A 22,479-nucleotide genomic window follows, 5' to 3' on the forward strand; every position below is an offset into this window, starting at 1 on the left:
GGGTGCCGCTGAGAAGCTTGGTCGGGGTCTGACCTTGGGGATGCAACGTTTAGAGGCATCCATGGGCAACGAACTCGTCGTTCGAAAATCGACGTTTCCGACAGCACAAAAGATGCGTCGGGCTGCTCAATACGTACGGATGTCAACCGAGCGGCAGCAATACTCAATTCAGAACCAAGCTGCGGTCATTGCCGCCTACGCCCATGCGCATGATCTGACGATCGTCCGCACCTATCGGGACGAAGGGGAAAGTGGCCTCCTCATCAAGAACCGAGCTGGCCTCATCCAGCTTCTCGAAGACGTCCAAGCAGGCGATACCGACTTTGGTTTCGTCCTGGTTTACGATGTGAGCCGCTGGGGCCGCTTTCAGGACGTGGATGAAAGCGCGCACTATGAATTTGTATGCAAACGCCGCGGCATCAAGATCGCTTACTGTGCCGAACAGTTTGACAACGACGGCAGCATGCTGGCGAGTATCGTCAAAAATATCAAAAGAGTCATGGCTGCCGAGTACAGCCGAGAGCTTTCCGCAAAAGTCTACGCCGGACAGTGTCGGTACGCACGCCTCGGCTACAAACCTTGCGGCAAGGTTGGATACGGCCTGGTCCGAGAGCTTGTTGACGAAAAGGACCAATCGAAGGGCATAATGAAGAACGGAGACCGGAAGTATCTAACGACCGACCACATTCGAGTGCGCCCAGGCGACCCGCGAGAGGCAGCAATTGTAAGATGGATATTCACTCGCTTCCTGGAGGTGAAATGCGAAACCGTGGTGGCTTGGGAGCTCAACAAGAATGCGGTGCCGACCAGAACAGGGAAACCGTGGACGCGCGTCATGGTCGGAGCCGTTCTCAGGGACGAAACTTACATAGGCAACCTGGTCTTTAACCGGCGTTCATGGAAGCTGCGTCAGACCCGCACGGATAATCCTCCTGAGGAGTGGATCCGGGCGGAGGATTGCCTCGAGCCGATAGTTGATCGCGACCTCTTTTTTCAAGCCAACAAATTCATTCGCGAACGGCGTGTTGATTTGTCTGAAGAAGAGATGATCGTTCGCTTGCGCCGGACTTTGCTTGAAAAGGGTCGCCTAAGCATAAGCATCATAGACCGAACGCCGGGCTTACCCTGTGTCGCAACCTGTCAAACCCACTTCGGCAGTATTCGCAACCTTTACCGGCTGCTCGGCTATACCCCGAAACGAAACTACGAATTTCTGGAATCACGTCCGCTTTGGGCCGAGCAAAAGACGATGCTCGCGTCTCGTATTAGAAGCGCCGCCAAGCGCGCTGGCTACCGCACGAACACCGGCGGATGGACCGACTCCTTGCGCGTAAACGGTACCACATGCGTTTCAGTTAGGGCGGCACGTTGGACTCCTCCGCAGGAGGAAACGCATGCTCCACATTGGACCATTCAATGCGACTCTCATGTGCCCGCGGGGTGGATCGCCGCCATACGACTTACGGAACACAACAAAGGCGTTCTCGATTACGTGTTGTTGCCTACCGATGGTAGAGTGAAGAGAACCATAAGGTTCACGGATTCGGCTCGCAAGCGCCGCGATATCGCTTGTTTTGAAACAGCTGATGCCCTTGTCAGAGCGATCATAAGGCGGCTAGCCAAGAAAGTGCCTTCCCGAGCCAAGCCAACGCCGACGAGCAGAGAAGCGAGAAAACGGCTGCCAGAATCCATGAACGACCGCGCGCCGCACTGATCGAGCGCAAATACAGGAACGCGCCCAGCAGCTTGCCGTAGTTCCTTCTGAAGTCTCCATTGAGCCTTGCAATCTTTGACAGCTCGGAAGATGCCTCGATTTCGTCGGCCATTTGCGCTGATCCTCGTTATTGAGCCAGCGTCTTATGAACCACTGTTTTGCCCGACGGAGCAAGCGAAATTTCGGGATTTCAAAAATGCATGTTGGGCGCCGGCTTCAGCCTTGACCGAACCTTTTGACACGCGTGTGCGAGACCTCGCTAGCAGTAGCGGCTTGTCTCTCGCTCCGTTCGTCGAAATCTATTCGCATGGGCAAGTCACGCGAAGTCGTTTGGCTCGCCTATGGCGCGAAGATCAACGATGAAGGTGCGCCCGCCAGCGCGCCGAGCAGGCCGTTCGCGAGGCCGACCGGGCGGAGGCCGTAGCCTGGTCCGTCCGCATGGAGGGTTACGGCGACCCGTGCCCGCCTCAAGGGCGGCGGCGTCACCGTTGCCACCTGCGCACGTGCCCAGGGCTTCCATCATCTCGGTGAATTTGCCGCAGCCTACCGCGCGACCTTCCACGAAGCGCCGTCCGACACGCTGGCACGTGGCCGGCAAAGCGGCGTCCGGGCAGGCTGATTGACACCACAGGCCCTCGCGACCGCGCCCCGACGTCAACGCGATTCGGAACAAATCTGGAACAACGGAGGACTGGCGCGCTCGGAAGGATTCGAACCTCCGACCCTCGGAATCGAAATGCGTTGGATACTCAAATGAAATCAACAGTGGGTCCGAACTTTCGCGCTCCGTTCCCCCATTGACGCCGCTGTGGAATTTCGCGCGTTCGGAATGCAAAGCTGGAGAAACTTGATGGCTGAAATCCGTTTAGACGCTGCTCGCATTGAGCGCATCATTTCGCAGACCTTGCGGGACGACGCGAAGCTCCCGCCGGCTAAGGCGAATGAACTTGCGGCGCAGATCTGCACCCGACTCACTGCGTCGATGGCTACACCGACGAACCCTCACCTGAGCGGCTATCGGATCATCCGCAGCGTGCCGCCGTTCGATGGCTCGTTTACGCGAGCGGTCTCCGCCAAGATCGCTGACGTCAACTATGCTGTCGCGCGGGAGCTTTGGGACCTGGTGTACGAGCGGGGGCAGGATCTGCCCCCGGCGGTCGCGGATACGCCATCTTGGCTACGTTAGCGAAAGTTCAAGCTGGCGCCGCGGCCATATCATGAGCCCGGTGCTCAGCTCGGTTCTTTCTCATGGCGCCGGCAAAGACCGCGCCTTCTCTCCGAGGAGCAGAGTAAACCTTCGCCATTGTAGCCTCAACAATCTCGGCGACGTCCGGGTTTCTAAGCATCATGGCGCCAACGCCAGACCGAACAGCGGACGCAAAAGCATCGGCCAAATCAACGTCCTGTGCTCGCATCTGAGCGAGCCCTTTCGTATACCCATTGGCTTCGCTATCCCGACCAAGGTCGTTTTGAACAACTTGGTGCACCAAGTCTGCAAAGGCCTTCTGGTCAGTAATGACCTCACTGAATATCAACAACCGCTCCTTGAATTTTTCAGGAGCATTTGGATGTTCAACGACCTTTTTCATGGCAGCAAGATGCTCTTTCAAAAGCTCGTTGGCGGTGCAAAGTTGAACAGTCCGCCTGTTCAAACGCGCGAGCCTAATGCTCAGGTGTGCCGCCAGCGCACATAGAACCGCCGCCAACGCGATTAAAACGACGATGTCGAGTTCCGTAATCTGCGTCATGTCTTGTCGCCCTTGCCAGCCTTGGGGGGACTTAATGCCTTCACCTTTGCGCGCTCAATTTTGAGTAATTGACTCTCCCGGTATCTTTGAAGTTCCAACTCGGTTTTAGCGATCTCGGTTTCAGCCATCCGCTCGGCATGGCGCTCAGCGCCCCACCTTCGCGCGATGTACAACCCATAGATAGTAACTCCAAATATAGTGGCCAGATAGGGGTCGATGCCAATTTTGATCGCGGCCAGAACGCCGACGAAAATGACGAACGCCAACAAGCCATCCGGACCATGTGGGCCTAGAAAATCTACAATCTTCCCATAGACTTGTGATGGTAATTCTTGCACTGAGGCCGCCGCCGCTTCAAAATACTGCAGCGTTACCAGTTTTGTTCCAACATACAAGCTGTAATTGTAACGATCTTCTAAAGCAGCATGGGTAGTAGTACGTAGTTCGTCGAAAAACATCGACTATGCCCCGCCCCACCCGGCGCCATACCCCCACCCACCCCGACGGCCGGCCAATGAAGATCACCTTCGGCCAGATGCGGGCGATGGGCCTGAGCGGCATCTTGGTCTATTGCCACTGCGGCCACCACGTCGCCCTGGACGGCGCTCCGTGGCCGGACGAGGTGCGGCTTTCGGACATTGAGCCCCGCTTCATATGTCAGGGCTGCGGCGCCCGCGGCGCTGACGTTCGGCCCGATTTTGAGCGGGGCAATCCGAAGATGGCAATCACGGGCCACGGACCGAAGAGCGAGTAGACAGTGACGAAATTTGCGACCCAACGACCCTATGCAGATCCGGAAGCCGCCGCTCGGCAGCTCGTCCAGCTTGCCGCCAGTATCGAGCCGGTTCAGGACGGACGCATTCACATCAAGAAGATTAACGCGCCACTCCTCTACAGCCTGAAGGGCAGCGCCTCCGAGTTCGGCGCCGGCATAAAGTACGCTGTCCAGCAAGGCTGGCTCGAGCTGCACGAGAGCGGGACATATGTACGGCTGAAGACCGCTGGGCCAAGCCTCGATATCCCGAAAGAGGCCGCCAAGTGAGGCGGCCTTACTATTCTAACTCCCTGCGGATCGTGTCGCGGTGTTCGACATGAGAGGCCCGGACCATCCGATACGTGGCGAGAATGTCTAGGGCTAGGTCGGTCGAACGGCCCGCGCGCTCCAGTTCGTCGATAATCTCGATCTGACGGGCAATATGTTTGTCGCTGAGAGCAACGTGGCGCTCAGCTTCAGCTAAGTGCTTCCTGATCAGTCGCAGGTCCATGATTGGACCCTACGCCGAATTAGGACACTCCCCAAATCAACTTAGGACACTAGGGCTTAAATACGGACCCTACCAACTTGTGGGGTGTTCCGCTTGTAAATACACGCTCACAGAACAAAGGGGGACTGATTGAAATCACAAATTGTTCTGGACCGAGAACGCCCGCTGACATGTAGCTTACGACAGGACGGCCCCAGCTGGGCAGCAGCTGAGGCCGTTGGGGTCTGCTCCGGCTTCAGGGGGGCTCTTGGGGGCGCCGGAGCAGAGAGGCAATCCGCCAGATTGCCACTTGTTCCTGACTCGCAAAGCCAGCTGAAAGTCCTATCTTCAGGACCATGCGTATGGCGTACGAGCTCTGTCTGGCTACCCTACCGGATGCTGGTCATCCGGGAGAACGAACGCGTGCGCCTCCTCTCGCGCAACGGCACAGACTGGACAAAGCGGTATACCTGGATTGTCGAGGCGGCGCTAAAGAACCGGCAGAAGCGCTTTGTCATCGATGGCGAGGCCGTAATCCTTGGGGTGGACGGCATCAGCGACTTCAACGCGCTGCACAGCCGACAACTCGACCACGAGGTGCAGCTATATGCCTTCGATATCCTCGTCATGGGCGGCGATGATTTGCGGTCTCTGCCCCTCCACTTGCGCAAAGCGAATCTGCAGCAGCTATTGGCGCGCCGGCCGGACGGCATCAGCGTTGCCGGATGGGACTTGAGGGCCTGGTTTCCAAGCATCGCGATCGGCCGTATCGCGGAGGTCGGCAGAAGTACTGGATCAAGGCGAAGAACCGGAGCCATCCAGCGATAGGAAGGGAGTTATGAACTCCACTGACTGGGATCAGACAGAGAACTCCCACCGTCGAGGTTAACCTAGATGCATATCATTTGAGACGCTGCCCCTACGATTTTGAAGAGACCAAATCAGCTGGCGCGCTGCGCGAGTGGTGCGTCGGGCGGCCTCGCTGCGTCCGCAAGCCAGCCCCGGGAAGCTCGGGTCGTGTGGCTTTGAGAACGAGGAACATGAAAAAGCTACGAACTGAGGCGGCCTTAGTTCACTTGGGACGGAGCTTCTTGGCATGTGCCCGCAGGTCGTCGGCGGCCCCTTTGGCGACCTGCCGAGCTTCCTTGGTACGATCTAGCAAAATGTCTCGAGGCGGCATTTTTGCTATCGCCTCTTCCAGCTCGACTGCGATAGCTCTGTAGCGCGCAAGCAGCCTCGCGAGCGCATTGCGCTTGAGTTCACTCGTTGCGGCCTGCTGCATGCGCTCGCATTCTGCAATTTGCCGGCGAAGTAGCTCTAGGTGCGCTTGCATGTCCTTCATGGTCGCTCCTCTCCGGGAATGTACCCATTTTTACCGAAAGAGAATTACCTCGGAGCACGTCTCTTTGCGCCTAGCCCAGATACGACACGTCCTTTGCGCGCGAGGCCAGCTCGGCCTCGATCTTGTCGATCTCAGCCTGATTGCCCGCGATGAAGGCAGCCAATTCGTCGCGAGACATTTCGGAGAGCGACTTCTGCTGAGAGGCCATCTCCTTGCGAGTAGGTGCAATGTGCCCTGCCCGATCCAACACCTTGATAGAGAGGTCCGCTCGGACGCGGGCGCTGACGCTTGCATCTTGTAGCAGCGACTTCGCCACCCGATAGGCCAACGGCGCCCCAACAACCGCCAGGTCCAGCTGGATAGACTCGGATATCGCCGCTGCAACGGCCGGCAGTCGCATCGTTTTGTAGACCGATTTTGGGCGATAGCCGGCGAGTTCGGCGGCCTCCTCAGGTCGCCTCCCTTCGTTCACGATGAGGCGCACCAGCGTCCGTTGCTGTTCAGTGAGGTCGTAGGCGGCGATTGAAGGCATCCAAATCTTTCAGTTCTCGCGCGAGGCGTTCGCTGCCGCGATGAGACGGCGCAAGTCGATGTTGTATTGCGGCACGTTCGGATTCTTCACCGGCCGCTCGAGAAGGTACGCCGCCACGTTCGGATCGAACCAAGCCATATGAATGATCTCGTCCGCATTTTGCTTGTTCGAAGGCAGCATCTCCAGGAGCAGCTTGAATCGCTTGATCAAGCCGCCACCAGCGAGATCACCCTTAAAGTGTCGAACAGCCAGCTGCGCCCAACCGGGAATGTTGATTTTCTCAGCGGTGTCGCTGCCCACAGTCGCTCGCTTTTCAGCCTCCTTGAAGTACGACAGAATCTTGTGCGCTTGCCGGAGGTTGTTCATCTCCTCGGGCGAGAAGGTCTTGGCGAGCACCGCTTCGTTGTCCTTGAACTCTTTTGCGAGGCGCGCGAACTGGACCTCGAGCGTTTCGCCCACTTGACGGGTACCCTGGACCTTGTCTGCCAGAACTTCCGACATCGCTGCCTTCCAGCCGCGCTGGGCTTCCGCGTCGTTGCGGACCAGGGCGCTGATTTCGTCCAGCTTCTTCAGCCCACCGTATTTGTCGTTGAGAACGCTTGACGCCGCCTCCCGCGGGTCTTGCCGGAGCAAAGTGCCGATCACCGAACGGTCGACTTCGGCCTCGGTGGCCTTTCGTGCCGTCCGGGCTGCTTCCAGATCAGCACGGGCCTGCGTTGACAACTGCTCGCCGCGGCGCGCCTGAGCGATGATATCATCGAACTCCCGTCGGATGGCCGGGAACTGCGCGAGTATCTCAGCGTGATTATTTGCCCACGCCGACGCCCGGGTCGGATTAATCGTGCCATCCGGGTTTAGCGCGGACATTGCCAAGCTCGATCGGTAATGATCGCGCAGCGCTGTTTCGGCCGCAGTCATCGCGGGCGAGCCCTGCAGTGCGCGCGGCAAAGTCGCAGCATTCTCGGCGCTATTCAGAAACCGGCCGGCGGTCTCACTCGGCGGCGTTGCACCCCGGTTGAGCTCACCGTGGATATTCTGGCCTCCGCCATCGATTGCACGGGTGAACTTTGCCATTGCGTCATTCGGCTCGGGGCGGAAGCGCTCGGCGAATTGCTGATAATTGGCGTTTGCTTCGGCGTAGCCCGGAGCCTCCTCGATCGTGCGATTGATGGCTGCACGAAGCCGACCGAGGTTGTCGGCTAGGTCGAAGTTGCCACGAGCTTGCGCCTGCTGCTGCGCGGGCCCAATGAACTTTCGAAGGTCGGCCAAATCGGCACCCGATGCTGTCCCGGGCCCGCCAACGTTGACTATCTGGCCGCTCTCCGGCGGGTGTTCGATCATCTGCGGCCGCAAAGCGTTCAGCCGGCGCATGAAGTCTTCGGGCAGAGTTCCCGGGGCCTGGTTATTCGCGCCGGCGCGGATGCGGTCGATCGCCCCGAACACGTCGTCTGCCGGAAGCTCCTCGTTGCGTCCTGGCGCGGTCTCGAAGAGACGATTCTTTTCCGCTCGCGCCGGAAGATAGGTCTCCTCGACCAATGCCCGATCAAGCCGGCGCGAGGCATTGGCTTTGGCTTCGCTATTGGCAATACCAGTGAGAGGTTGCCCCTGGTCGCGCCGGATCCGATCCAAGGAGTTGACGGCGTCCTCTCGATGCAGAACGTCGCTTTCGGCGGCGTTCATGCGCTCCGCGCGCGCTTCGGCTGCTCGGCGCATGACAGACCCTAGGTCGGCCTCCGGATCGCGCATCGCTTTGACGCGCTCGGCGGCGGCAGCCTTGACGTTCTGATCGCGCTTGACGAAGTCGGGAGAGTACCTGAGGCGCGCGCCCTGCTCGGCCGCGATCAAGCCGGGATCTCGCGAGAGCAGTGCAGACGTCGGCATGGCCGAAGCTTGGAGCGGCACTGCACCGTCTTCGGGCTTCGCAAGCGCGGCCGCGTTCTCACGGATGTCTTGAGCCAGAGCTCGAGGCGAGCCGGTCGTTGAGGATTGGAGCTTTGCCGCAGCCCGGTCGACGTCGGACTGGCTATACGGTGCCTTGGTGGCCGGGTTGAGCGGGATCGGCGCCGGTGCTGTCGATAAAGTCTTGGACGCGATGTTGCGGATCAGGCCGCCAAGGCCTTCGACGCTAGCCTGCAAAGTGTTCGCGCCGGAAGCTCCGGCCAAAGGCGCAAGCAGGTTGGTGACGTCCTTGAGGCTATGCCCGACATAGTGGCCGAAGACGCTGGCGTCGTTTGGAACGTAGTTGTCTGAAGCATTGACCGCGATGCCTGCGCCCACACCGCCAATTGTATCGCCCACCAACGTTCGCGCCGGCGCTTCCGTATATGGACGCGCCATGTGGTCCAGCACCCGCCCGGGAACGGTCTCGGATCGCGTGGTCGCGGCCGCCACCTGCGGAGCCCGCTGCGCCAGCATGGCGCCGGTGCCGACGGCTTGAGTGCCGAAGCGGTTGGCGTCGTAGGCGAGCTTCTCGCTGCGCGACATCGTGGCCGGGTCGATGACCGGGATGCCGGTGGCATCAACGGCGCGCTCGACCAGCTTGGACGCCGACGTGGCCATCGGGATGTTCGTGCCAAGCAGCTTGTTGATGCCACTGACAGCGGCGTTCTGCGCGCCGGCGACGAGATCGAACGGACCGGTCACGATGTCGGTGAGGCCCTTGCCGACGCCTTGGGCACCGACCTGGAAGTCGCGCACGGCGCCGCCGACGCTGCTCGGCAAGATCGACGCCGGGCGCTCGATCGGCTTGGGCTGCTCGGGAGTGACGTAGAGGCGACCGTTGGCTGCCGCGTTTTGCGCGCCGACGCCGACGCCGGGAGCGACCGGGACCGCGTCGAATTTATCGAAAGGGTTCGGCCGCGCGCTTGGCGACTGCGTCGCAAACGGATCGTGGTCAACCGGCACGAGCTTCGGAGGGACGGAGCCCGCCCGAAATGGTTTCGCGGGATTGTCAATCACCTGATACGGCTGTGAAGGATCGAACGGCGGCTTCGCGTCCGGAAAAGCCGCCCACGGATCATGATCGACGGGTACCAGCGTGGGCTGCCGGCTGGCTCCCTGCCCCGGAATGAGATCGTCGAACGAAACCTTGGGTGCAGTCTGCGCGGGTGGCTGCGCGCTCAACTGCTGTTGCAGGATGTGCCAGGCCTGTTCGACTGTTGCGTCTTTCGGTCCTGTCACCCGATAGGACTTCCCTTCCGGCGACGTGAAGTCGAACGTGCGACCTTTCGGAATGAGGTCGTCGAACATTCCAGGCTTCGCGGCGGATGGTACCCCTTCAAGCTGTGCGATAAGCGCTCGATCCGTGACCGGTCGATCCAGCTTGTAACCCGGCGGTAGTGGCGGGATCGTAGCCGGCGGATCGAGTTTGTAGCCAGGCGGCAGCGGAGGAAGTGTCTGACCCGGACCGCCGTAATGCTTCTGTAGCGCTGTGGTCATTTCCTCGTTGGAGGTCCCGGCCGGAAATTCGACGATCGAACCGTCAGGCCCCTGCACCTGAATTGGTTGGTCTGAGCGCGGCATGCGGAGTGTCGAGTTCAACGCGCGCTGAATATCCGCTTGAGTAAAATCATCCGGGAATTCGTGGCGCCGGCCTTCGAACTCTATGAGTTGGGGCATCGATAGCCGACTGAGTGAGAGGAAATGCAAAGGATTGTGGAAGAGGCGCCGAGCTTCTCCGAGACTGGATGTATCTCGCCGCTCATCAGTAGACCGTCTGGGCCAGGATGTTGATGCTGCCGCTCGCGCCACCACCGGGCACGTCGTTCACGGTATTTGTTGAGCCGTTCGAATAGATTTCTTGCAGCATCACCGTGTTGTTGTCGACCGCCGCGTCAATGTAGACGAGATTGGTGACACCTGCGCCGCCCACAACGTTTCGCAACGAAGTGTACCCGTTGTTCGCCGTCAAAGTGTTGACGCGGACGCCGGTCGCGACACCCTCGACGTGGATGTCACTGCCAGAGACAAAACCGCCAGTAATCTCAATACCCAGGGCAGCCGCGCCGCCGGACGCTCCTGGCCCCTGCACGACCAGGTTCTTGCAGATTGTGCTGAGCCCATCGTAATTGAGCTTGATCTGCGAGTTGTTCGATGCAACGCCGGCCTTGTTGCCCTGATTGAACGTCTCGACTTCTTCGAATGTGAAGATAGAAGCGCCGCCGACACCTGTTTCGAACCTGGCGCAATGCCGATTCCCGCCAAATATCTTGACGGCCTTCAGACCACCCGTGTGCTGCGCATTGTCGGTGTAGACCATCGACATTCCGGACGACGCGTTGATCACGCCGGCGTACAACTGCATCTGCTCGAGACGACACCCGAACGACGCCGCGGTCTGGAAGCCGACCGTCACGGCCGCAGCCGTTGCGCCGTCCACGGCGACCCGCGTGATCGTCAAAAACAAATCCGGCACGTCGGCGCGGCCAACATTGGCGCCAGCCACCGAAGCGTTGATGCTCGCCCCCGTTTCATCAGTGCCGTAGACCGTGAAGGTGCGGGCACTGTCGTTGCCGGCCGAATAAATCGCCGGCTGACGCTTCTGGAGGAAATAAGCGACACCGCTAGCCGCGAGCGTGCCGTTGATCGTAAGATCACCGGCCGACCCCTTCGTTTGCGAGGCACAAACAGCGGAAACATCGCCGGCCGTGCCAAGCCGAATGAAGTGAGACGTTGTCGAAAACGTGTCCTTCATCTTCAGGACCGTGCCGTACGTGCCTTTGCCGAGCAGACGAACGCCGTCGTGCAACGTGATCAGCGAAGAAATCATGACCGTGCCGCTGGGCAACAGCACGTCGCTGCCACCGCCGCCAGCGGTGTCGTAACCGGTGCCGAAAGATTGACTTGCGAAACTGATCGCGTTCTGGAGCGCGGTCGTGTTGTCCGTGGCGCTCGCATCGACGCCGTTCCAATCAGCCAGGAGGCCGAACGCACACGCGTCAACCCCAGCCGGACCCGGCACGTAGACCCACCAGCCGCCGTTGGTGGCATCGGTGCTCCCGTTCGGCAGGTAGCGATCCGTGGACCGCACGCCGCCGAAACGAGGCTGCAACGCCACGCGCTTCACCATGAAAGGCGAGCAATCCCCCGAGGTCGTATACCCGAGGCACGCCACGGCCAGGGTTGTCGGCGACACCGTAGCCGCAGCCAACGTCGTGCGCGACGAGTAAACGGGGATCGACGCCGCGGACGACGCGGCATCACTCGCCGACGCCGCTGCCGCTGTCGCGCTCGATGCCGCATTGGTGGCTGAGGTTGTCGCTGCGGTCACGCTGTTGGAGGCGCTCGTTGCCGATGTCGAGGCAGCGCTGGCGCTCGAAGCCGCCGTGATCACAGCCGCTTCGGCCGCATCTACAGCCGCTTGAGCTTCGTCCAAGACGGTTTGAACGGCCGATGCGTCACCGAGCTGAGCCGCCACCGCGGTCGAAAGCTGATCGATCCCGACGGCGCCGTTCGCAATCGCGCCGTCAGCGCGCAGCGACGTCTTCAAGAATTCGACGATCTCAGACGTCGATAGCGCCACCTGGTTAAGGTCTGCGTGAACCGATGTCGCAGGCAGCGGCCGCGACGGGTTCGCGTTCTGGTAGCTGACGTAGTCATATTGGCGCGTGTATTTGGTGGGGTAGGACATGTATCGCCGACGGGGAAAAAGGAAATGCGCAGGATTGCGCGGGTGGGTGCCGTCGGCGAAGCGGCGTTGCGTCCGTGGGATGAATTATGACTCTGGAGGAGTAAGGGAAATGTTACGAATGTGCGCCGCCGCATGAAATCAAATGTGGTAGAGCAAGGTAGGCATCGACCATATGTTTGTTCGGCGGGGACGTCTCAATGACAAGTGGAGAGGTACAGGGAACGAGTATTAGCAAGCCAGACGAGGCAAATATCTTGGAGCCAAGTAGCGGCATTAGAGCTTGGGTCGGCGCCGCGCTAGTGATCCTGATAGCAATGAACTTCTTGCCTTCGCGCGTGCCTATCGCAATTGCCCTAATCAGCTATGCCGCTACCGCGGTGATGGTCATTAGCTTTTTTGCTTATAGGTGGGAGCGGAAAGCGGCCCAGATCAAGTTGAATACCAACTTGTCGCTGCCTGGGATTCTACAAGAGAAGTATTGCCTCTATCTGCGTCCCTTCGCCACCTCAGCTAAATTGCTCGTACGCAATAATCTGCCGAAACGCGTCGACCGGCTAATTATCGGGGCCTTCTGGGATTTTGAATTGTCGTTGTCCTTCTCGCTCGGCCGCATGAGAACGATTGGACTAGGCCACGTGAGCGGAGGTTACGGAGCGGCCAAACTTCTAACCCACGACAGCGATTGGTTTGCACGATTTCGGCAGTTGGCCGAAACCGCAACGGTCATTGTCATCGTACCGCTCAATCGTCCAGCGACGATCTTGGAAGCCAAACATATTCTGGCCAATTCCCATCTGTTGGCCAAAACCATATTCGTTATGCCGCCTACCCTAATCCACTTGTCCCTTTTGTGGAGTTTTTGGCGCTTTTGGCGACTGCCGATTGGGAAGCTGTGGACACAGGCTCGCGACAAGTTGGAAGCCGAAGACGTAGAATTGCCGCCCTATTCTCGCCAGGGAGGGTTCGTTTTCATCGATCCCGATACTCGAGAATGTCACATCGCTCCGCTGCAAGACTGCAATGCTCGCTACTTGCGATCGCTAGTCGAATTCGTTGCCGAGAAACCGGCTGCGCATCCACGCGAATATCATGCGGCGCTAAAGCGGCTCTCTAGCAAGGTTGAACTCATACGCTACAAGTACGATTCCGTTTTTACTGTTTTCATAGCCCTGTTTATCGCTGTGTTCATTCGCACCTTTCTGTTTCAGCCCTTTAATATTCCCTCTGGCTCGATGAAGCCGACGGTACTCGTCGGAGATTACCTCTTCGTCTCAAAGTATTCGTACGGTTACAGCCGCTACTCATTTCCGCTCTCACAGGAGCTATTTTCGGGCCGAATTTTCGGCTCGGACCCAAACCGCGGTGACGTCGTTGTGTTCCGCCTTCCGAAGGACGACGACGTCGATTATATCAAGCGTGTAATTGGCTTGCCCGGCGACCGCATTCAGATGAAGGATGGACTACTCCACATCAATGATGTGCCGGTAAAACGCGAGCGATTGAGCGACTTGGTCGGCGAAGATCCCTGCGGCTCCTTCGATGGTTCCGTTTCTCGGACCAAACGGTGGAAGGAAACGCTACCGAACGGTGTGTCTCACGAGACATTGGACTGCGTCGATAGCGGTTACTATGACAACACAAACGTCTATACGGTACCCGCCGGGCACTTCTTCATGATGGGCGACAATCGTGACAATTCCACGGACAGCCGTGTACTGTCGGCGGTAGGCTACGTACCTCGGGACAATTTGATCGGGCGCGCCCAGATGATCTTCTTCTCCATCGGTGAAGGCGAGCATGCCTGGATGTTCTGGCGCTGGCCCACTTCCATGCGCTGGCACCGGCTGTTTTCGATCGTCCGATAACAGTATCTTCGCAGCCACTTCCGAGCAGGCTAAGAGACTATGCATCGCTAAGGCTCTAGGCCCGACAGTCCTAGACATGTCTTGAAGGGACTGCTGTCCGCCGCTAAAGTCTGATCGCATTTTATTCTGGGGAATTTCAGTGCGCTTTTTCATTTCGCTGCCGTTCGCGGCAGCCGTTTTGATGACGCCCGCGTTCGCCGCTCCGCCAGCGAGTTGCGCTTCTAAGTTTATTGGCGAATGGCGGCACTCTGGAGGAAACAAGGGCACGCTTACTGCTGACGGGAGAGCCATCTGCAGTGAGCATGCTGCCTGTCAGGCGGTTGGTACCTGGACGTGCTCTGGGAACAACATGACTTACACAACGAGCATGGGATCGTGGGTGTACACGCTGCAATCCGACGGCTCGATTACGGCAAACGGTGGCATTGCGCGAGCCGTGCGCATCGGTAGAGCGCCCGTGCCAGCGAAGCCTACTCCTACAGGGCCGAATGAAGCCGGACTTGCCAGCAACCAGAGCGCAAAGCCAGCTAAACCGGGGAAAGATTGCAGCGGCGTCAGCGGCAAGATCAACGGTGTCGAGCTCAAGCCGATGAAATGCGACGACGCACCGCCGACGGCCGCTGCGGCCGCACCGGCGCCAACGCCTCCGCAAGCAAAACAACCGAGCTCCGGCGCGGTTGCCGGGTCGAAGGGCGCTTTGGAAGCAATCGCGGAGATCTCACCCGAATTCAAGAAGGCGCTCGACAACGCAGCACTCAGGTTAGAGCACGCGAAGATCGATCCGTCTCGTTTGAAAGAGCCTGCCACTCACCCAAGCGAACCCGCGCCAACCAGAACGGAAGCGAAGGCCTCTCCTTCCGAAACGACGTCAGCACCAGTTGCGGCCGATGAGCCCCGAGCTCCGGCGCGTACGATCACCGAACTTGATCCAGACGACTATGCCAAGACGTGCCGAGATGAATCGTTTGCAAGCGGCCTCAAGAGTCTCAAGCAGGATATCGCCGCGGCAACCGAAGACGTGGTGCGACAACGAGATCCGAAGAATACGAGGCCCGTTCATAGCCTCAAGTTCTATGCTGAGAAATACAAGCTCATTAAGAAGGTTCTGAAGCTTTGCGCGGTAGAAGTATTGCAGAAGCAGATCATTGAGCCGATCGAGATGAGCGACATCTTCGAAGACCCCCTCGTATGACGCTCGGTGAGCGTCGCCCCTGACTTTTGGCGAATCTGAAATTTAGCGGAGCGGCATTGCGGCGTCTGGACTGATCGCGCGCGCCTCCCCCCGAGGGGTGGGTGCCGGCATAGCCGGGGCTCGGCCCATCCCGCCCCAGTTTCCAATCAACATGCGATTGGTATGGCCAGTCTCGAGAACCAACGCGAGGCGCCGCGGCATGCGCTTAAAAGCGCTTAATCAGCCCCTCCGCCAATGACCGTTGCCGCTAAGTTATTGGGGTGACTTGAAACTTAGCGCGCGGATGCACTCGCAGCGCGTGCAGTTCGTGTATGGTCATGCGCGATTTCAAAACCCGACAAAAGCGCTCAAATCGCGAAAAGCGCTAAGGCATCAAGGCTCGAGCTGTCTGGTTTCACGTATTAGACTTTTCCAGACAAAATTTTCGTTGGCAATTTTTCGATATGCCGCATGCTGATCGCGGGTCGAAAGCCCGAAACACTAGCCGAGAGCCAATCCGGTGAGCGGCAATCACAAATCTTGTCCAGGGGCCGCGCGCGTATGTCCAAGGCGCACGCCCAAAGGTGCGCGGGGCCGCCTAGTGTCGGTCATTTCGCCCCTGGACTCGCATCTTGCTCGAAAGGCAAAACACTATGCGCAACTCAACCGCCCTCCGCACTTCGCCTCGCTCGACCGACCTTGGCGCCTTACTCGCCCGTCACGGGACTGACCTGATCCTGGCAATCGAAGACGGAAACGCCCTTGTCCGGTGTCGAGTGAGTTCGGCGATCGCCGCCGCTATGCTGGCGCCGCTCAAAGGCGGGGCCGCCGGCCAATTCCGCGCCCTGCCCGGCAACCTAGTTGAGATCGACGCCGCGGTGACCTTGCCGATGGCGATACGGATGATGAAAGCCAAAGCAGCAATGGAGAACACGCTGCATTAAGATCGACGGCGGCGGGCTACACAAAACCGGCCCGACTGACTTAAAATCAGCGCTCGTGCTTCCCCGGTGCTTCCCTGGGGGTAGCGCGGGCGCAATCAGCATGTGAAAGGAGAATAAATGACGCCGCAGTTTCAGCGGGTTAGTTGGTCGGGGCAGCTGGATTCGAACCAACGACCTGCAGTACCCAAAACTGCCGCGCTACCAGGCTGCGCTATACCCCGAATGTCCGGCGAGCCCCGTCGATACACGCTTCCCGAGGCGCCAGCAAGCTTCCCAAAGCGCCAGCAAGCTTCCAAAGCCGCCAGCAAGGCCGACGATCGCCCTGCCCGCCCTATTTGCTGCCGAACAGGGGGTGGCCGACTCGGTCACCAGGGCGGATGCCGTACTTCTGCGCCGTTCCCGCCACCACCTCGAGCACGGCCCGGGCGGGCCCCCGGGACGAGATGATCTTCGTCGACAACGGCTCGGTGTTCTCGGCGATGCGCAAAATGCGGCCGTCGGCGCGGATGAAGATCATATCGAGCGAAACGTAAGTGTTCTTCATCCACATCGACACTTCCTGCTCGGGATTGAAGTCGAACAGCATGCCTTTGCCGTCGGCCAGTTCCTTGCGGTACATCAGGCCGGTCTGCTTCTCCTCCTCGGTCGTTGCCATTTCCACCGAGAACACCTGCACGCCGTTCTTGGTGACGATCTCGAGCGGCTGGAAGCTGGCGGCGCCGACAGGCGCGCTCGCGACGGCCAAGCCGGCGATGACGAGGATGGCGGCAAGCCACCCCTTCAGAGCGGACCAGACGGCCTTTCGATCAAAATTCATGGGGGCTCTCAAGGCGTGGGACTGGGCCAGTCCTTACGCGGCGGCCGCCGGAAAAGAAAGAGGCGCGCCGGCCGGCCGGCACGCCTCTGCTCACGATTGCGGGAATTGGTGCCCTCACAGCGTTTTCCAGCGAAGTGGATACCGGTTCGCGTGAAGAAAACGCGTCAAAACAAGAAGCTCTAGTGCGACTGCAATCCCGGCGATCCGGTCTCGGGATGGATCTCGGCCGCCATCATGCCCTTGGAGCCGGGCCCGAAGCGGACCAGGACATACTGGCCAGGCCTGAGTTCGGTCATGCCGAAGCGGCGCAGCGTCTCCATGTGCACGAAAATGTCGGGCGTGCCCTCACCGCAGGTCAGGAAGCCGAAGCCGCGCAGCCGGTTGAACCATTTGACCTGGGCCCGTTCCAGCCCGCTGGTCGGGGTGACCGTGACATGGGTGCGCGGCGGCAGCATCTGCGCCGGATGGATCGCTGTCGACTCGTCCATCGAGACGACGCGGAAGGCCTGGTAACCCTTGGCGCGCTGGATGCATTCGACGACGACGCGAGCGCCTTCATAAGCCGTCTGGAAGCCGTCACGCCTAAGCACGGTAACGTGCAGCAGGACGTCCGGCCAGCCATTGTCGGGAACGATGAAGCCGTAGCCTTTGGAGGCGTCGAACCATTTGATGACGCCATGGACCTCGACGAGATTGGCACCGGTCTCACCAAGCCCGCTGAATGGACTGAGCGCGCCCTCGCGGTCGGCACTGCCGTGTTCGCCCGGTGTCATTCGCCCGGGCGAAGGACCCTGTCCGGGAACTCCAAGCTTCTTGGACTCAAATCCGTCCGACGACCCCATAACCCCGGACCCCACACTGCCATGCAACCCGCCACATCGGCGGCGCTCGAATCACGCGTCTCAAGAGAATGTTCTCAATTCGACGCGACGCGAATCTTTCGACTCAAAAGATAACACTCCCGGTTGCGGCGCATAGACAAAAAAGAGATTCGCCGGAACCTATGAACAGCTTGCACAGCCGCGAATCAAATTGATGCCTCAATTGCCGACAAAGGGCCCGAGAGTCTCGCCGATGTCGTGGTGGATGACGAGATCGGCAATGTCGTCCTGATCCGTCGGTTCGCGATTGATGATCACCAAACGTGCACCGGCTCGCTTGGCCATCATCGGAAAGCCCGCGGCCGGCCAGACCACGAGCGAGGAACCGATCGCGATGAAGAGATCGCAGGCTTGCGACAGCGCGGTCGCGCGCTGCATCTCGTCGTCCGGCATCATCTGGCCGAAGGAGATCGTGGCGGTCTTCACCGGCTCGTTGCACGCAGTGCAGTTGGGCGCAGCGCCATCATCGTCGAAACGGCGCTTCACCCAGTCGAGCCGATAGGACTGCCCACATCCGACGCAACGCGCATAAGTGGTATTTCCGTGAAGTTCAATCACGTGCTCGGGCGCAAAGCCGGAGGCCTGGTGCAGATTGTCGATGTTCTGGGTGATGACGGCGGGAACCTTGCCGGCGCGGTAGAGCGAGGCCAGGGCGCGATGGCCGCGACCGGGCTTCGCTGCCGCGAAGACCTCCTCCATCGCGAAACGCCGGCGCCAGGATTCGTCCCGCGCCTCCTGGCTTGCAACGAACTCGTCGAACGGGATCGGACGGTTACGCGTCCAAATTCCACCCGGCGAGCGGAAGTCCGGAATGCCGCACTCGGTCGAGATGCCGGCGCCGGTGAACGGTACGATGACCCTGGCCTCGGCGATCATGTCGCCGAGGCGCTCGACGCCGCTCTGAAGATCCGATGCGATCAATCGCGCCTCCCGACTCGTTTTGCCTGACAGCAACATGCGCAAGCGGCAAGATCGTTGACGCTCTCATCAACCGCGAACGCAACGCGCTGGGCAATTTTTTCCGGCCTTCCCTTATCACAATCCTGCAATGCCGCCTCCCCATTGACGCCCCATTCAGGAGCACCAATGGATGTGTTGACGCGACTCAACGTGATTGCGGCGGCAGCGCTTGAGTTCGGAGGTGCACATACTCAGGTTCAGAGGGGATTTGACATGACCGAAGACGAAGAACGCAAGAGGCGTGAGCGCGATGAGATCGCCGCCCGTGTCGCCGCCTTCCGTGCCACGCAGGAAAAGTTCAAGCGCGAGCGCGAAGAATATTTCGTCTCGACGCTGGAGAACGCCCGCAAGGTCGAGCGGCCATCGCTCTGGCCGTAGCATCGTCGCGCAAGCAAGCGCGAAGCATGCGAATGAAAAAAGCCCGGAGCCTCGCTCCGGGCTTTTTCGCTATTGGTGGCGACTACCAATGGCGATAGTAGTGGCGGCGGTAGTACGGTCCGCCATAATAGGCGTAGGGACCCGGTCCGTAATAATAGCTCGGGCCGTAAGAATAGCCGTAGCCGGGACCGTAATAGCCATAGGGGTGGGAGGCGGCGACCGCGCCCGCGGTGATCGCGCCGGCGGCAAGGCCGAACGCGAGGCCCGGGCCGATGCCGCGGCCGCGCGCCTCAGCCGGCGCAGGCGCCGCGACTGCGGTCACGCCGACGGCCGCGATGGTGGCCAGAACTGGCAGTGTCTTCTTCATGATGTCCTCCTTCGCGTCTTGCGGAAGACAACCGCGAGGGCCTGCGATGGTTGCGCAACCGGCAGGAACCGACGCGGTCAAAAAGTCGATGCGACGGGAACGAAATCGCCGGATGCGGATTGATTTATCGAGTGCGGGAGCCTCCGCCATCCGGTAGAGGCAACAGCACGAAGACCCCGTCAGTATCTCCGCGATGCTGGCGGGGTTTTCCGTTTCACGGGAGCAAATGGCAGCAGACCACAATTGCTGCCAGCGGGGCGGACGATCGAGGAGGAAGATTTGCCGTTATCCGCTTTGCTGGCCCGTATTCGCAAATTGGTTCCCAGATCCGACGATCAGCATTACGACGAGATCGTCCGCAGCTTCGGTGTCGGCACGCTGCGCCCGCCGCCGACGCCGATGAGCGACCGCGAGCTGGCGCAGGCCATCGCCGAGTTCCTGAAGGAGCAGCCGTCGAGCGAATCCGTCGCGACCCTCGGCCGCCGGCTCGATCCCTCCTCTCCCGTTTGACTTTCTTTGCGGGAGCAAGGAACCAGGATTGCGCGCGGACGTTGAGTTCTTTCCCACGCTGAGCGGAGGCCCGACATGCCCGTCTGGCTCGAAGTTTTGCTCAACCTGGCCGGCTATGCCGGCTTCGTGGCGCTCGCCTCGCGCGGCGGCGTCTGCCCGCACGTGCCGGCCGACGATCGCAGCTACGGCGACGAGCGCTAAAGCATGATCCGGAAAAGTGCGAAGCGGTTTTCCGGAAGAATCATGCGTAGACAACAACCCAAAGCGCGATGGCGATGGGTCCAAATCTCATCGCGGTCTAATTGGCGCGAGCCGCTTGGCCTGCCGTGCGCACCAGCCGGTCGGCCTTCACCGCAACGCGCGTGTCCTCGGCCTGCGGCCGCAGCGAGAAGCTGATCACCACGAAAGCGAGACAGAACAGCGTGCCGACGATGGCGACGCGCCGGTAGGTGTGCCGGTCACCTTGGTAAAAAGATGGCTCTGAAAAAGGCGTCATGGCAAAATTGCTTCTTGGCAAAGTCGTTTCTTGATCTTGTCTTTGCCGGACACCTACCCCAACCCGCAGCAAGCGCAACGCGATTGGGCTTTTAACCTAACCGAATAGGGTTATCGGCATCCGTGCAAGCTGTCGTTAGGCAGACCGGAGACTGCAGCTTTGTCGCAATGAGCGGCGAAAAGACCGAGCGGCTTCGTTCCAGCTTCGACTCCCTTTCGTTCTAGAGGAACGAATCGGAATCGCAGAAATCGGCGCGGAGCAGTTCTTAACAAATGGTGCGCCACGATCCGATCACGTCTCATCGGTCGAGGTCGATTCCGGCCGCGGGCACTTGCGATTCCGACGGTCTACCTTTTGCGCAACGCCGGCAGGCGCACTTGTTCTGCGTCCGACTCCATTTCGTTCTCGAAGAACGAATCGGAGTCGCGAAAATGAATGCGGACCGATTCCTAACGATCGATGAAAGCGCGCGCCCTCACACCGTCGGCGGCAGCACTCCTCGCCGACAACTCTGCGGCGACAAACAAGCGCGAGCCGTCAGAACGAGGCCGCGCTTGTGCGTTGCCGCGTGTCGTCGACGATAGATCAAGCCGCCCGCTTTGGCTTGTCCCTCGAGAAGCATTCGAGGATCTGGATGCGGAGCTCTTCTGCGGCAGGGCCTTCGAGCTTCCTGAGCTCGTTCCACAGCCTGATCACTTCACGCTGTTTTTCGACGGTCATGAGCACCTCCCAATGGGTCCACCAGGACGGCTCACACTAGAACAAAATGAGAACAGAAAGTCCAGCCCTCGGGAGAGATTTTCGCGCTGAACCTTTTCGGCGCGACAAGGACCCATGGAGGCTGGGGATTTCAGCGCCCAGTCACACGGCAGCGCCGCCTGACGAACATACTCCGTCATCGCAGCGCTGTTGCTTTTTGGAATTTCAACCTTAAGTTACGGCTATGGCTGACGGCCAGGCGCTGAAATCCCAAAGCCGTCAGTGGGAAGAGCCTCGCGCGAAAGCGCGGGGTTTTTTCTTGCGAAGCCGGTGATTTGATAAGGCGCGCCCGGACAGGGCGAGCGCCGCGCGCTATGGTTTGTCCTGATCGTCGTGGCGGTGTTCGGCCGTCGCCGAGCACCACCTCATCTTCAGCCATTGATCGTTGCGCCGTCACGAAAGAGCCCGCCGCAACGACATCGCCGGCGGCTCAGACGGCGTCCTTCGCCACCTTCAACGGCGAGGCCTTGACCGATTTGCTCGCGGGCTTCGCCGCAAACTGCATCGGCTCCTTGGTGAAGGGATTGATGCCCATGCGGGCCTCCGTCGCCGGCTTGTTCACCACCGACATCTTCACGAAGCCGGGAATGACGAACTCGCCGGACTCGTTGAGCTCCTTGTAGCCGACCGTCGCCATGTACTCGATCACCGACTTCACGTCGTTCTTCGAAAGCTGCGTGCCCTCGGCAATTGCATCGATCAATTGGGTCTTCGTCATCTTCGCCATGTCTGAATTCCTCTGAATGGGGGCGCGCGCAATTCCTGCTGGGGACGCGGCCGGACCGCGGGGGGCACGCTGCTGATTCATGCCAGAAGTCATGAAGTGATCGGGCTTAGAACCCATTGAGGCCGAAAACGCAAGCGCGGGTTCTCAGGGATGACCGGCCTCCTGTGAACGAAGCGGCCCACCTTCGTTTGAACATTCAGGGGCTGACGCGTCCTATGAGTGAAGTCCCTAAGCTTCACCCCATCAGAGAGCCTCGCTGTCCCCGGGCGGGATTTTCGCTGATCGAGACTCCAGTTGATCCCACCCGCCGTGTCACCTCCGCGTGAAACCTGTGGCTCCTAAGGGCGTTGTTGACACTTCAGTAACCTAACGCCGCCAAGCTCCAATCAGGTTCG

General features: G+C 59.8%; 25 protein-coding genes, 1 tRNA gene and 1 pseudogene. 12 read left to right on the top strand and 15 right to left on the bottom strand.

Features of this window, described 5'->3' with window-relative positions; all coding sequences use genetic code 11:
* Positions 1–61: 61 nt before the first annotated feature.
* The 3 genes and pseudogenes from ACVIIV_RS26140 to ACVIIV_RS26150 all read left to right on the top strand — a co-directional run bounded on the left by ACVIIV_RS26140 (position 62) and on the right by ACVIIV_RS26150 (position 2,900).
* Complete coding sequence (locus ACVIIV_RS26140) at positions 62–1,714, top strand: recombinase family protein (RefSeq protein WP_456746710.1); 1,653 nt, start codon at positions 62–64, stop codon at positions 1,712–1,714.
* 442 nt (positions 1,715–2,156) lie between these two features.
* Positions 2,157–2,333: pseudogene (locus tag ACVIIV_RS26145) on the top strand (AraC family transcriptional regulator); the annotation flags it as partial.
* Between the two features lie 231 nt (positions 2,334–2,564).
* Positions 2,565–2,900 carry a hypothetical protein gene (locus tag ACVIIV_RS26150; protein WP_456746711.1) on the top strand — a complete coding sequence of 112 codons (336 nt, stop codon included), beginning with the start codon at positions 2,565–2,567 and terminating at the stop codon, positions 2,898–2,900.
* 7 nt (positions 2,901–2,907) lie between these two features.
* Here ACVIIV_RS26150 and ACVIIV_RS26155 read toward each other — a convergent pair whose 3' ends face one another.
* Positions 2,908–3,462: a hypothetical protein gene (locus tag ACVIIV_RS26155; protein WP_456746712.1), complete on the bottom strand. Its 555-nt coding sequence runs from the start codon at positions 3,460–3,462 to the stop codon at positions 2,908–2,910.
* A complete protein-coding gene (locus ACVIIV_RS26160) occupies positions 3,459–3,920 on the bottom strand; it encodes a hypothetical protein (protein ID WP_456746713.1) in 462 nt (153 codons plus the stop codon). The genes ACVIIV_RS26155 and ACVIIV_RS26160 overlap by 4 nt, the downstream gene beginning before the upstream one ends.
* A gap of 5 nt (positions 3,921–3,925) precedes the next feature.
* On the opposite strand from ACVIIV_RS26160, the gene ACVIIV_RS26165 reads away from it, so the two are divergent.
* Both ACVIIV_RS26165 and ACVIIV_RS26170 read left to right on the top strand, forming a co-directional pair.
* On the top strand, positions 3,926–4,216 hold the full coding sequence (locus tag ACVIIV_RS26165) for a hypothetical protein (protein WP_456746714.1): 291 nt from the start codon (positions 3,926–3,928) through the stop codon (positions 4,214–4,216).
* Positions 4,217–4,219: 3 nt separating this feature from the next.
* Positions 4,220–4,504 (top strand): hypothetical protein, encoded by a 285-nt coding sequence (locus ACVIIV_RS26170; RefSeq protein ID WP_456746715.1) that lies wholly within the window; start codon positions 4,220–4,222, stop codon positions 4,502–4,504.
* Between the two features lie 10 nt (positions 4,505–4,514).
* Here the strand turns inward: ACVIIV_RS26170 and ACVIIV_RS26175 are convergent, their stop codons facing one another.
* Positions 4,515–4,727, bottom strand: a complete 213-nt coding sequence (locus ACVIIV_RS26175; RefSeq protein ID WP_456746716.1) for a hypothetical protein — start codon at positions 4,725–4,727, stop codon at positions 4,515–4,517.
* Positions 4,728–5,102: 375 nt separating this feature from the next.
* On the opposite strand from ACVIIV_RS26175, the gene ACVIIV_RS26180 reads away from it, so the two are divergent.
* Positions 5,103–5,534, top strand: a complete 432-nt coding sequence (locus ACVIIV_RS26180; protein ID WP_456746717.1) for an ATP-dependent DNA ligase — start codon at positions 5,103–5,105, stop codon at positions 5,532–5,534.
* 244 nt (positions 5,535–5,778) lie between these two features.
* Here the strand turns inward: ACVIIV_RS26180 and ACVIIV_RS26185 are convergent, their stop codons facing one another.
* The 4 genes from ACVIIV_RS26185 to ACVIIV_RS26200 all read right to left on the bottom strand — a co-directional run bounded on the left by ACVIIV_RS26185 (position 5,779) and on the right by ACVIIV_RS26200 (position 12,209).
* Complete coding sequence (locus ACVIIV_RS26185; protein WP_456746718.1) at positions 5,779–6,048, bottom strand: hypothetical protein; 270 nt, start codon at positions 6,046–6,048, stop codon at positions 5,779–5,781.
* A gap of 70 nt (positions 6,049–6,118) precedes the next feature.
* The gene (locus ACVIIV_RS26190) at positions 6,119–6,580 is read right to left on the bottom strand and encodes a hypothetical protein (protein WP_456746719.1); all 462 of its coding nucleotides are present in this window, start codon (positions 6,578–6,580) and stop codon (positions 6,119–6,121) included.
* A 9-nt stretch (positions 6,581–6,589) separates the two neighbouring features.
* Positions 6,590–10,198 (bottom strand): hypothetical protein, encoded by a 3,609-nt coding sequence (locus ACVIIV_RS26195; RefSeq protein WP_456746720.1) that lies wholly within the window; start codon positions 10,196–10,198, stop codon positions 6,590–6,592.
* An 85-nt stretch (positions 10,199–10,283) separates the two neighbouring features.
* Positions 10,284–12,209: a glycosyl hydrolase family 28-related protein gene (locus tag ACVIIV_RS26200; protein WP_456746721.1), complete on the bottom strand. Its 1,926-nt coding sequence runs from the start codon at positions 12,207–12,209 to the stop codon at positions 10,284–10,286.
* 1,127 nt (positions 12,210–13,336) lie between these two features.
* Between ACVIIV_RS26200 and lepB the strand changes: the two genes are divergently transcribed.
* From lepB to ACVIIV_RS26215, 3 genes are all read left to right on the top strand, one after another.
* On the top strand, positions 13,337–14,074 hold the full coding sequence (lepB, locus tag ACVIIV_RS26205; protein WP_456748828.1) for a signal peptidase I: 738 nt from the start codon (positions 13,337–13,339) through the stop codon (positions 14,072–14,074).
* A gap of 349 nt (positions 14,075–14,423) precedes the next feature.
* Positions 14,424–15,266, top strand: coding sequence for a hypothetical protein (locus ACVIIV_RS26210; protein WP_456746722.1), 843 nt, complete (start codon positions 14,424–14,426; stop codon positions 15,264–15,266).
* A 632-nt stretch (positions 15,267–15,898) separates the two neighbouring features.
* On the top strand, positions 15,899–16,189 hold the full coding sequence (locus tag ACVIIV_RS26215) for a hypothetical protein (protein ID WP_456746723.1): 291 nt from the start codon (positions 15,899–15,901) through the stop codon (positions 16,187–16,189).
* 144 nt (positions 16,190–16,333) lie between these two features.
* Here the strand turns inward: ACVIIV_RS26215 and ACVIIV_RS26220 are convergent.
* From ACVIIV_RS26220 to ACVIIV_RS26235, 4 genes are all read right to left on the bottom strand, one after another.
* Positions 16,334–16,410: transfer RNA gene (locus ACVIIV_RS26220), tRNA-Pro, on the bottom strand.
* Positions 16,411–16,520: 110 nt separating this feature from the next.
* Positions 16,521–17,006 (bottom strand): DUF192 domain-containing protein, encoded by a 486-nt coding sequence (locus ACVIIV_RS26225; RefSeq protein WP_456746724.1) that lies wholly within the window; start codon positions 17,004–17,006, stop codon positions 16,521–16,523.
* Positions 17,007–17,185: 179 nt separating this feature from the next.
* Entirely contained in the window at positions 17,186–17,848 is a 663-nt protein-coding gene (locus tag ACVIIV_RS26230) for a cold-shock protein (RefSeq protein ID WP_456746725.1), read from the bottom strand.
* A gap of 198 nt (positions 17,849–18,046) precedes the next feature.
* Positions 18,047–18,808, bottom strand: coding sequence for an SIR2 family NAD-dependent protein deacylase (locus ACVIIV_RS26235; RefSeq protein WP_456746726.1), 762 nt, complete (start codon positions 18,806–18,808; stop codon positions 18,047–18,049).
* Between the two features lie 252 nt (positions 18,809–19,060).
* On the opposite strand from ACVIIV_RS26235, the gene ACVIIV_RS26240 reads away from it, so the two are divergent.
* Positions 19,061–19,225 carry a hypothetical protein gene (locus tag ACVIIV_RS26240; protein ID WP_456746727.1) on the top strand — a complete coding sequence of 55 codons (165 nt, stop codon included), beginning with the start codon at positions 19,061–19,063 and terminating at the stop codon, positions 19,223–19,225.
* 82 nt (positions 19,226–19,307) lie between these two features.
* On the opposite strand, the gene ACVIIV_RS26245 is transcribed toward ACVIIV_RS26240, so the two are convergent.
* Positions 19,308–19,592, bottom strand: a complete 285-nt coding sequence (locus ACVIIV_RS26245; protein WP_456746728.1) for a hypothetical protein — start codon at positions 19,590–19,592, stop codon at positions 19,308–19,310.
* A gap of 243 nt (positions 19,593–19,835) precedes the next feature.
* On the opposite strand from ACVIIV_RS26245, the gene ACVIIV_RS26250 reads away from it, so the two are divergent.
* Positions 19,836–20,102, top strand: coding sequence for a hypothetical protein (locus tag ACVIIV_RS26250; protein ID WP_456746729.1), 267 nt, complete (start codon positions 19,836–19,838; stop codon positions 20,100–20,102).
* A 75-nt stretch (positions 20,103–20,177) separates the two neighbouring features.
* Positions 20,178–20,303, top strand: a complete 126-nt coding sequence (locus ACVIIV_RS26255; protein ID WP_456746730.1) for a hypothetical protein — start codon at positions 20,178–20,180, stop codon at positions 20,301–20,303.
* 97 nt (positions 20,304–20,400) lie between these two features.
* On the opposite strand, the gene ACVIIV_RS26260 is transcribed toward ACVIIV_RS26255, so the two are convergent.
* The 3 genes from ACVIIV_RS26260 to ACVIIV_RS26270 all read right to left on the bottom strand — a co-directional run bounded on the left by ACVIIV_RS26260 (position 20,401) and on the right by ACVIIV_RS26270 (position 22,084).
* Positions 20,401–20,598, bottom strand: a complete 198-nt coding sequence (locus ACVIIV_RS26260; protein ID WP_456746731.1) for a hypothetical protein — start codon at positions 20,596–20,598, stop codon at positions 20,401–20,403.
* Positions 20,599–21,183: 585 nt separating this feature from the next.
* Positions 21,184–21,318 (bottom strand): hypothetical protein, encoded by a 135-nt coding sequence (locus ACVIIV_RS26265; RefSeq protein WP_456746732.1) that lies wholly within the window; start codon positions 21,316–21,318, stop codon positions 21,184–21,186.
* A 469-nt stretch (positions 21,319–21,787) separates the two neighbouring features.
* The gene (locus ACVIIV_RS26270) at positions 21,788–22,084 is read right to left on the bottom strand and encodes an HU family DNA-binding protein (protein ID WP_008558895.1); all 297 of its coding nucleotides are present in this window, start codon (positions 22,082–22,084) and stop codon (positions 21,788–21,790) included.
* Positions 22,085–22,479 lie beyond the last annotated feature (395 nt).

This window comes from Bradyrhizobium sp. USDA 4354 (genome assembly GCF_054060315.1).

Coding starts and splice junctions, on each gene's coding strand:
- ACVIIV_RS26140 (WP_456746710.1), top strand. CDS start 62: ATGGGCAACGAACTCGTCGTTCGAAAATCGACGTTTCCGACAGCACAA.
- ACVIIV_RS26150 (WP_456746711.1), top strand. CDS start 2,565: ATGGCTGAAATCCGTTTAGACGCTGCTCGCATTGAGCGCATCATTTCG.
- ACVIIV_RS26155 (WP_456746712.1), bottom strand. CDS start 3,462: ATGACGCAGATTACGGAACTCGACATCGTCGTTTTAATCGCGTTGGCG.
- ACVIIV_RS26160 (WP_456746713.1), bottom strand. CDS start 3,920: ATGTTTTTCGACGAACTACGTACTACTACCCATGCTGCTTTAGAAGAT.
- ACVIIV_RS26165 (WP_456746714.1), top strand. CDS start 3,926: ATGCCCCGCCCCACCCGGCGCCATACCCCCACCCACCCCGACGGCCGG.
- ACVIIV_RS26175 (WP_456746716.1), bottom strand. CDS start 4,727: ATGGACCTGCGACTGATCAGGAAGCACTTAGCTGAAGCTGAGCGCCAC.
- ACVIIV_RS26180 (WP_456746717.1), top strand. CDS start 5,103: ATGCTGGTCATCCGGGAGAACGAACGCGTGCGCCTCCTCTCGCGCAAC.
- ACVIIV_RS26185 (WP_456746718.1), bottom strand. CDS start 6,048: ATGAAGGACATGCAAGCGCACCTAGAGCTACTTCGCCGGCAAATTGCA.
- ACVIIV_RS26190 (WP_456746719.1), bottom strand. CDS start 6,580: ATGCCTTCAATCGCCGCCTACGACCTCACTGAACAGCAACGGACGCTG.
- ACVIIV_RS26195 (WP_456746720.1), bottom strand. CDS start 10,198: ATGCCCCAACTCATAGAGTTCGAAGGCCGGCGCCACGAATTCCCGGAT.
- ACVIIV_RS26200 (WP_456746721.1), bottom strand. CDS start 12,209: ATGTCCTACCCCACCAAATACACGCGCCAATATGACTACGTCAGCTAC.
- ACVIIV_RS26210 (WP_456746722.1), top strand. CDS start 14,424: ATGACTTACACAACGAGCATGGGATCGTGGGTGTACACGCTGCAATCC.
- ACVIIV_RS26215 (WP_456746723.1), top strand. CDS start 15,899: ATGCGCAACTCAACCGCCCTCCGCACTTCGCCTCGCTCGACCGACCTT.
- ACVIIV_RS26225 (WP_456746724.1), bottom strand. CDS start 17,006: ATGAATTTTGATCGAAAGGCCGTCTGGTCCGCTCTGAAGGGGTGGCTT.
- ACVIIV_RS26230 (WP_456746725.1), bottom strand. CDS start 17,848: ATGGGGTCGTCGGACGGATTTGAGTCCAAGAAGCTTGGAGTTCCCGGA.
- ACVIIV_RS26240 (WP_456746727.1), top strand. CDS start 19,061: ATGACCGAAGACGAAGAACGCAAGAGGCGTGAGCGCGATGAGATCGCC.
- ACVIIV_RS26245 (WP_456746728.1), bottom strand. CDS start 19,592: ATGAAGAAGACACTGCCAGTTCTGGCCACCATCGCGGCCGTCGGCGTG.
- ACVIIV_RS26255 (WP_456746730.1), top strand. CDS start 20,178: ATGCCCGTCTGGCTCGAAGTTTTGCTCAACCTGGCCGGCTATGCCGGC.
- ACVIIV_RS26260 (WP_456746731.1), bottom strand. CDS start 20,598: ATGACGCCTTTTTCAGAGCCATCTTTTTACCAAGGTGACCGGCACACC.
- ACVIIV_RS26265 (WP_456746732.1), bottom strand. CDS start 21,318: ATGACCGTCGAAAAACAGCGTGAAGTGATCAGGCTGTGGAACGAGCTC.
- ACVIIV_RS26270 (WP_008558895.1), bottom strand. CDS start 22,084: ATGGCGAAGATGACGAAGACCCAATTGATCGATGCAATTGCCGAGGGC.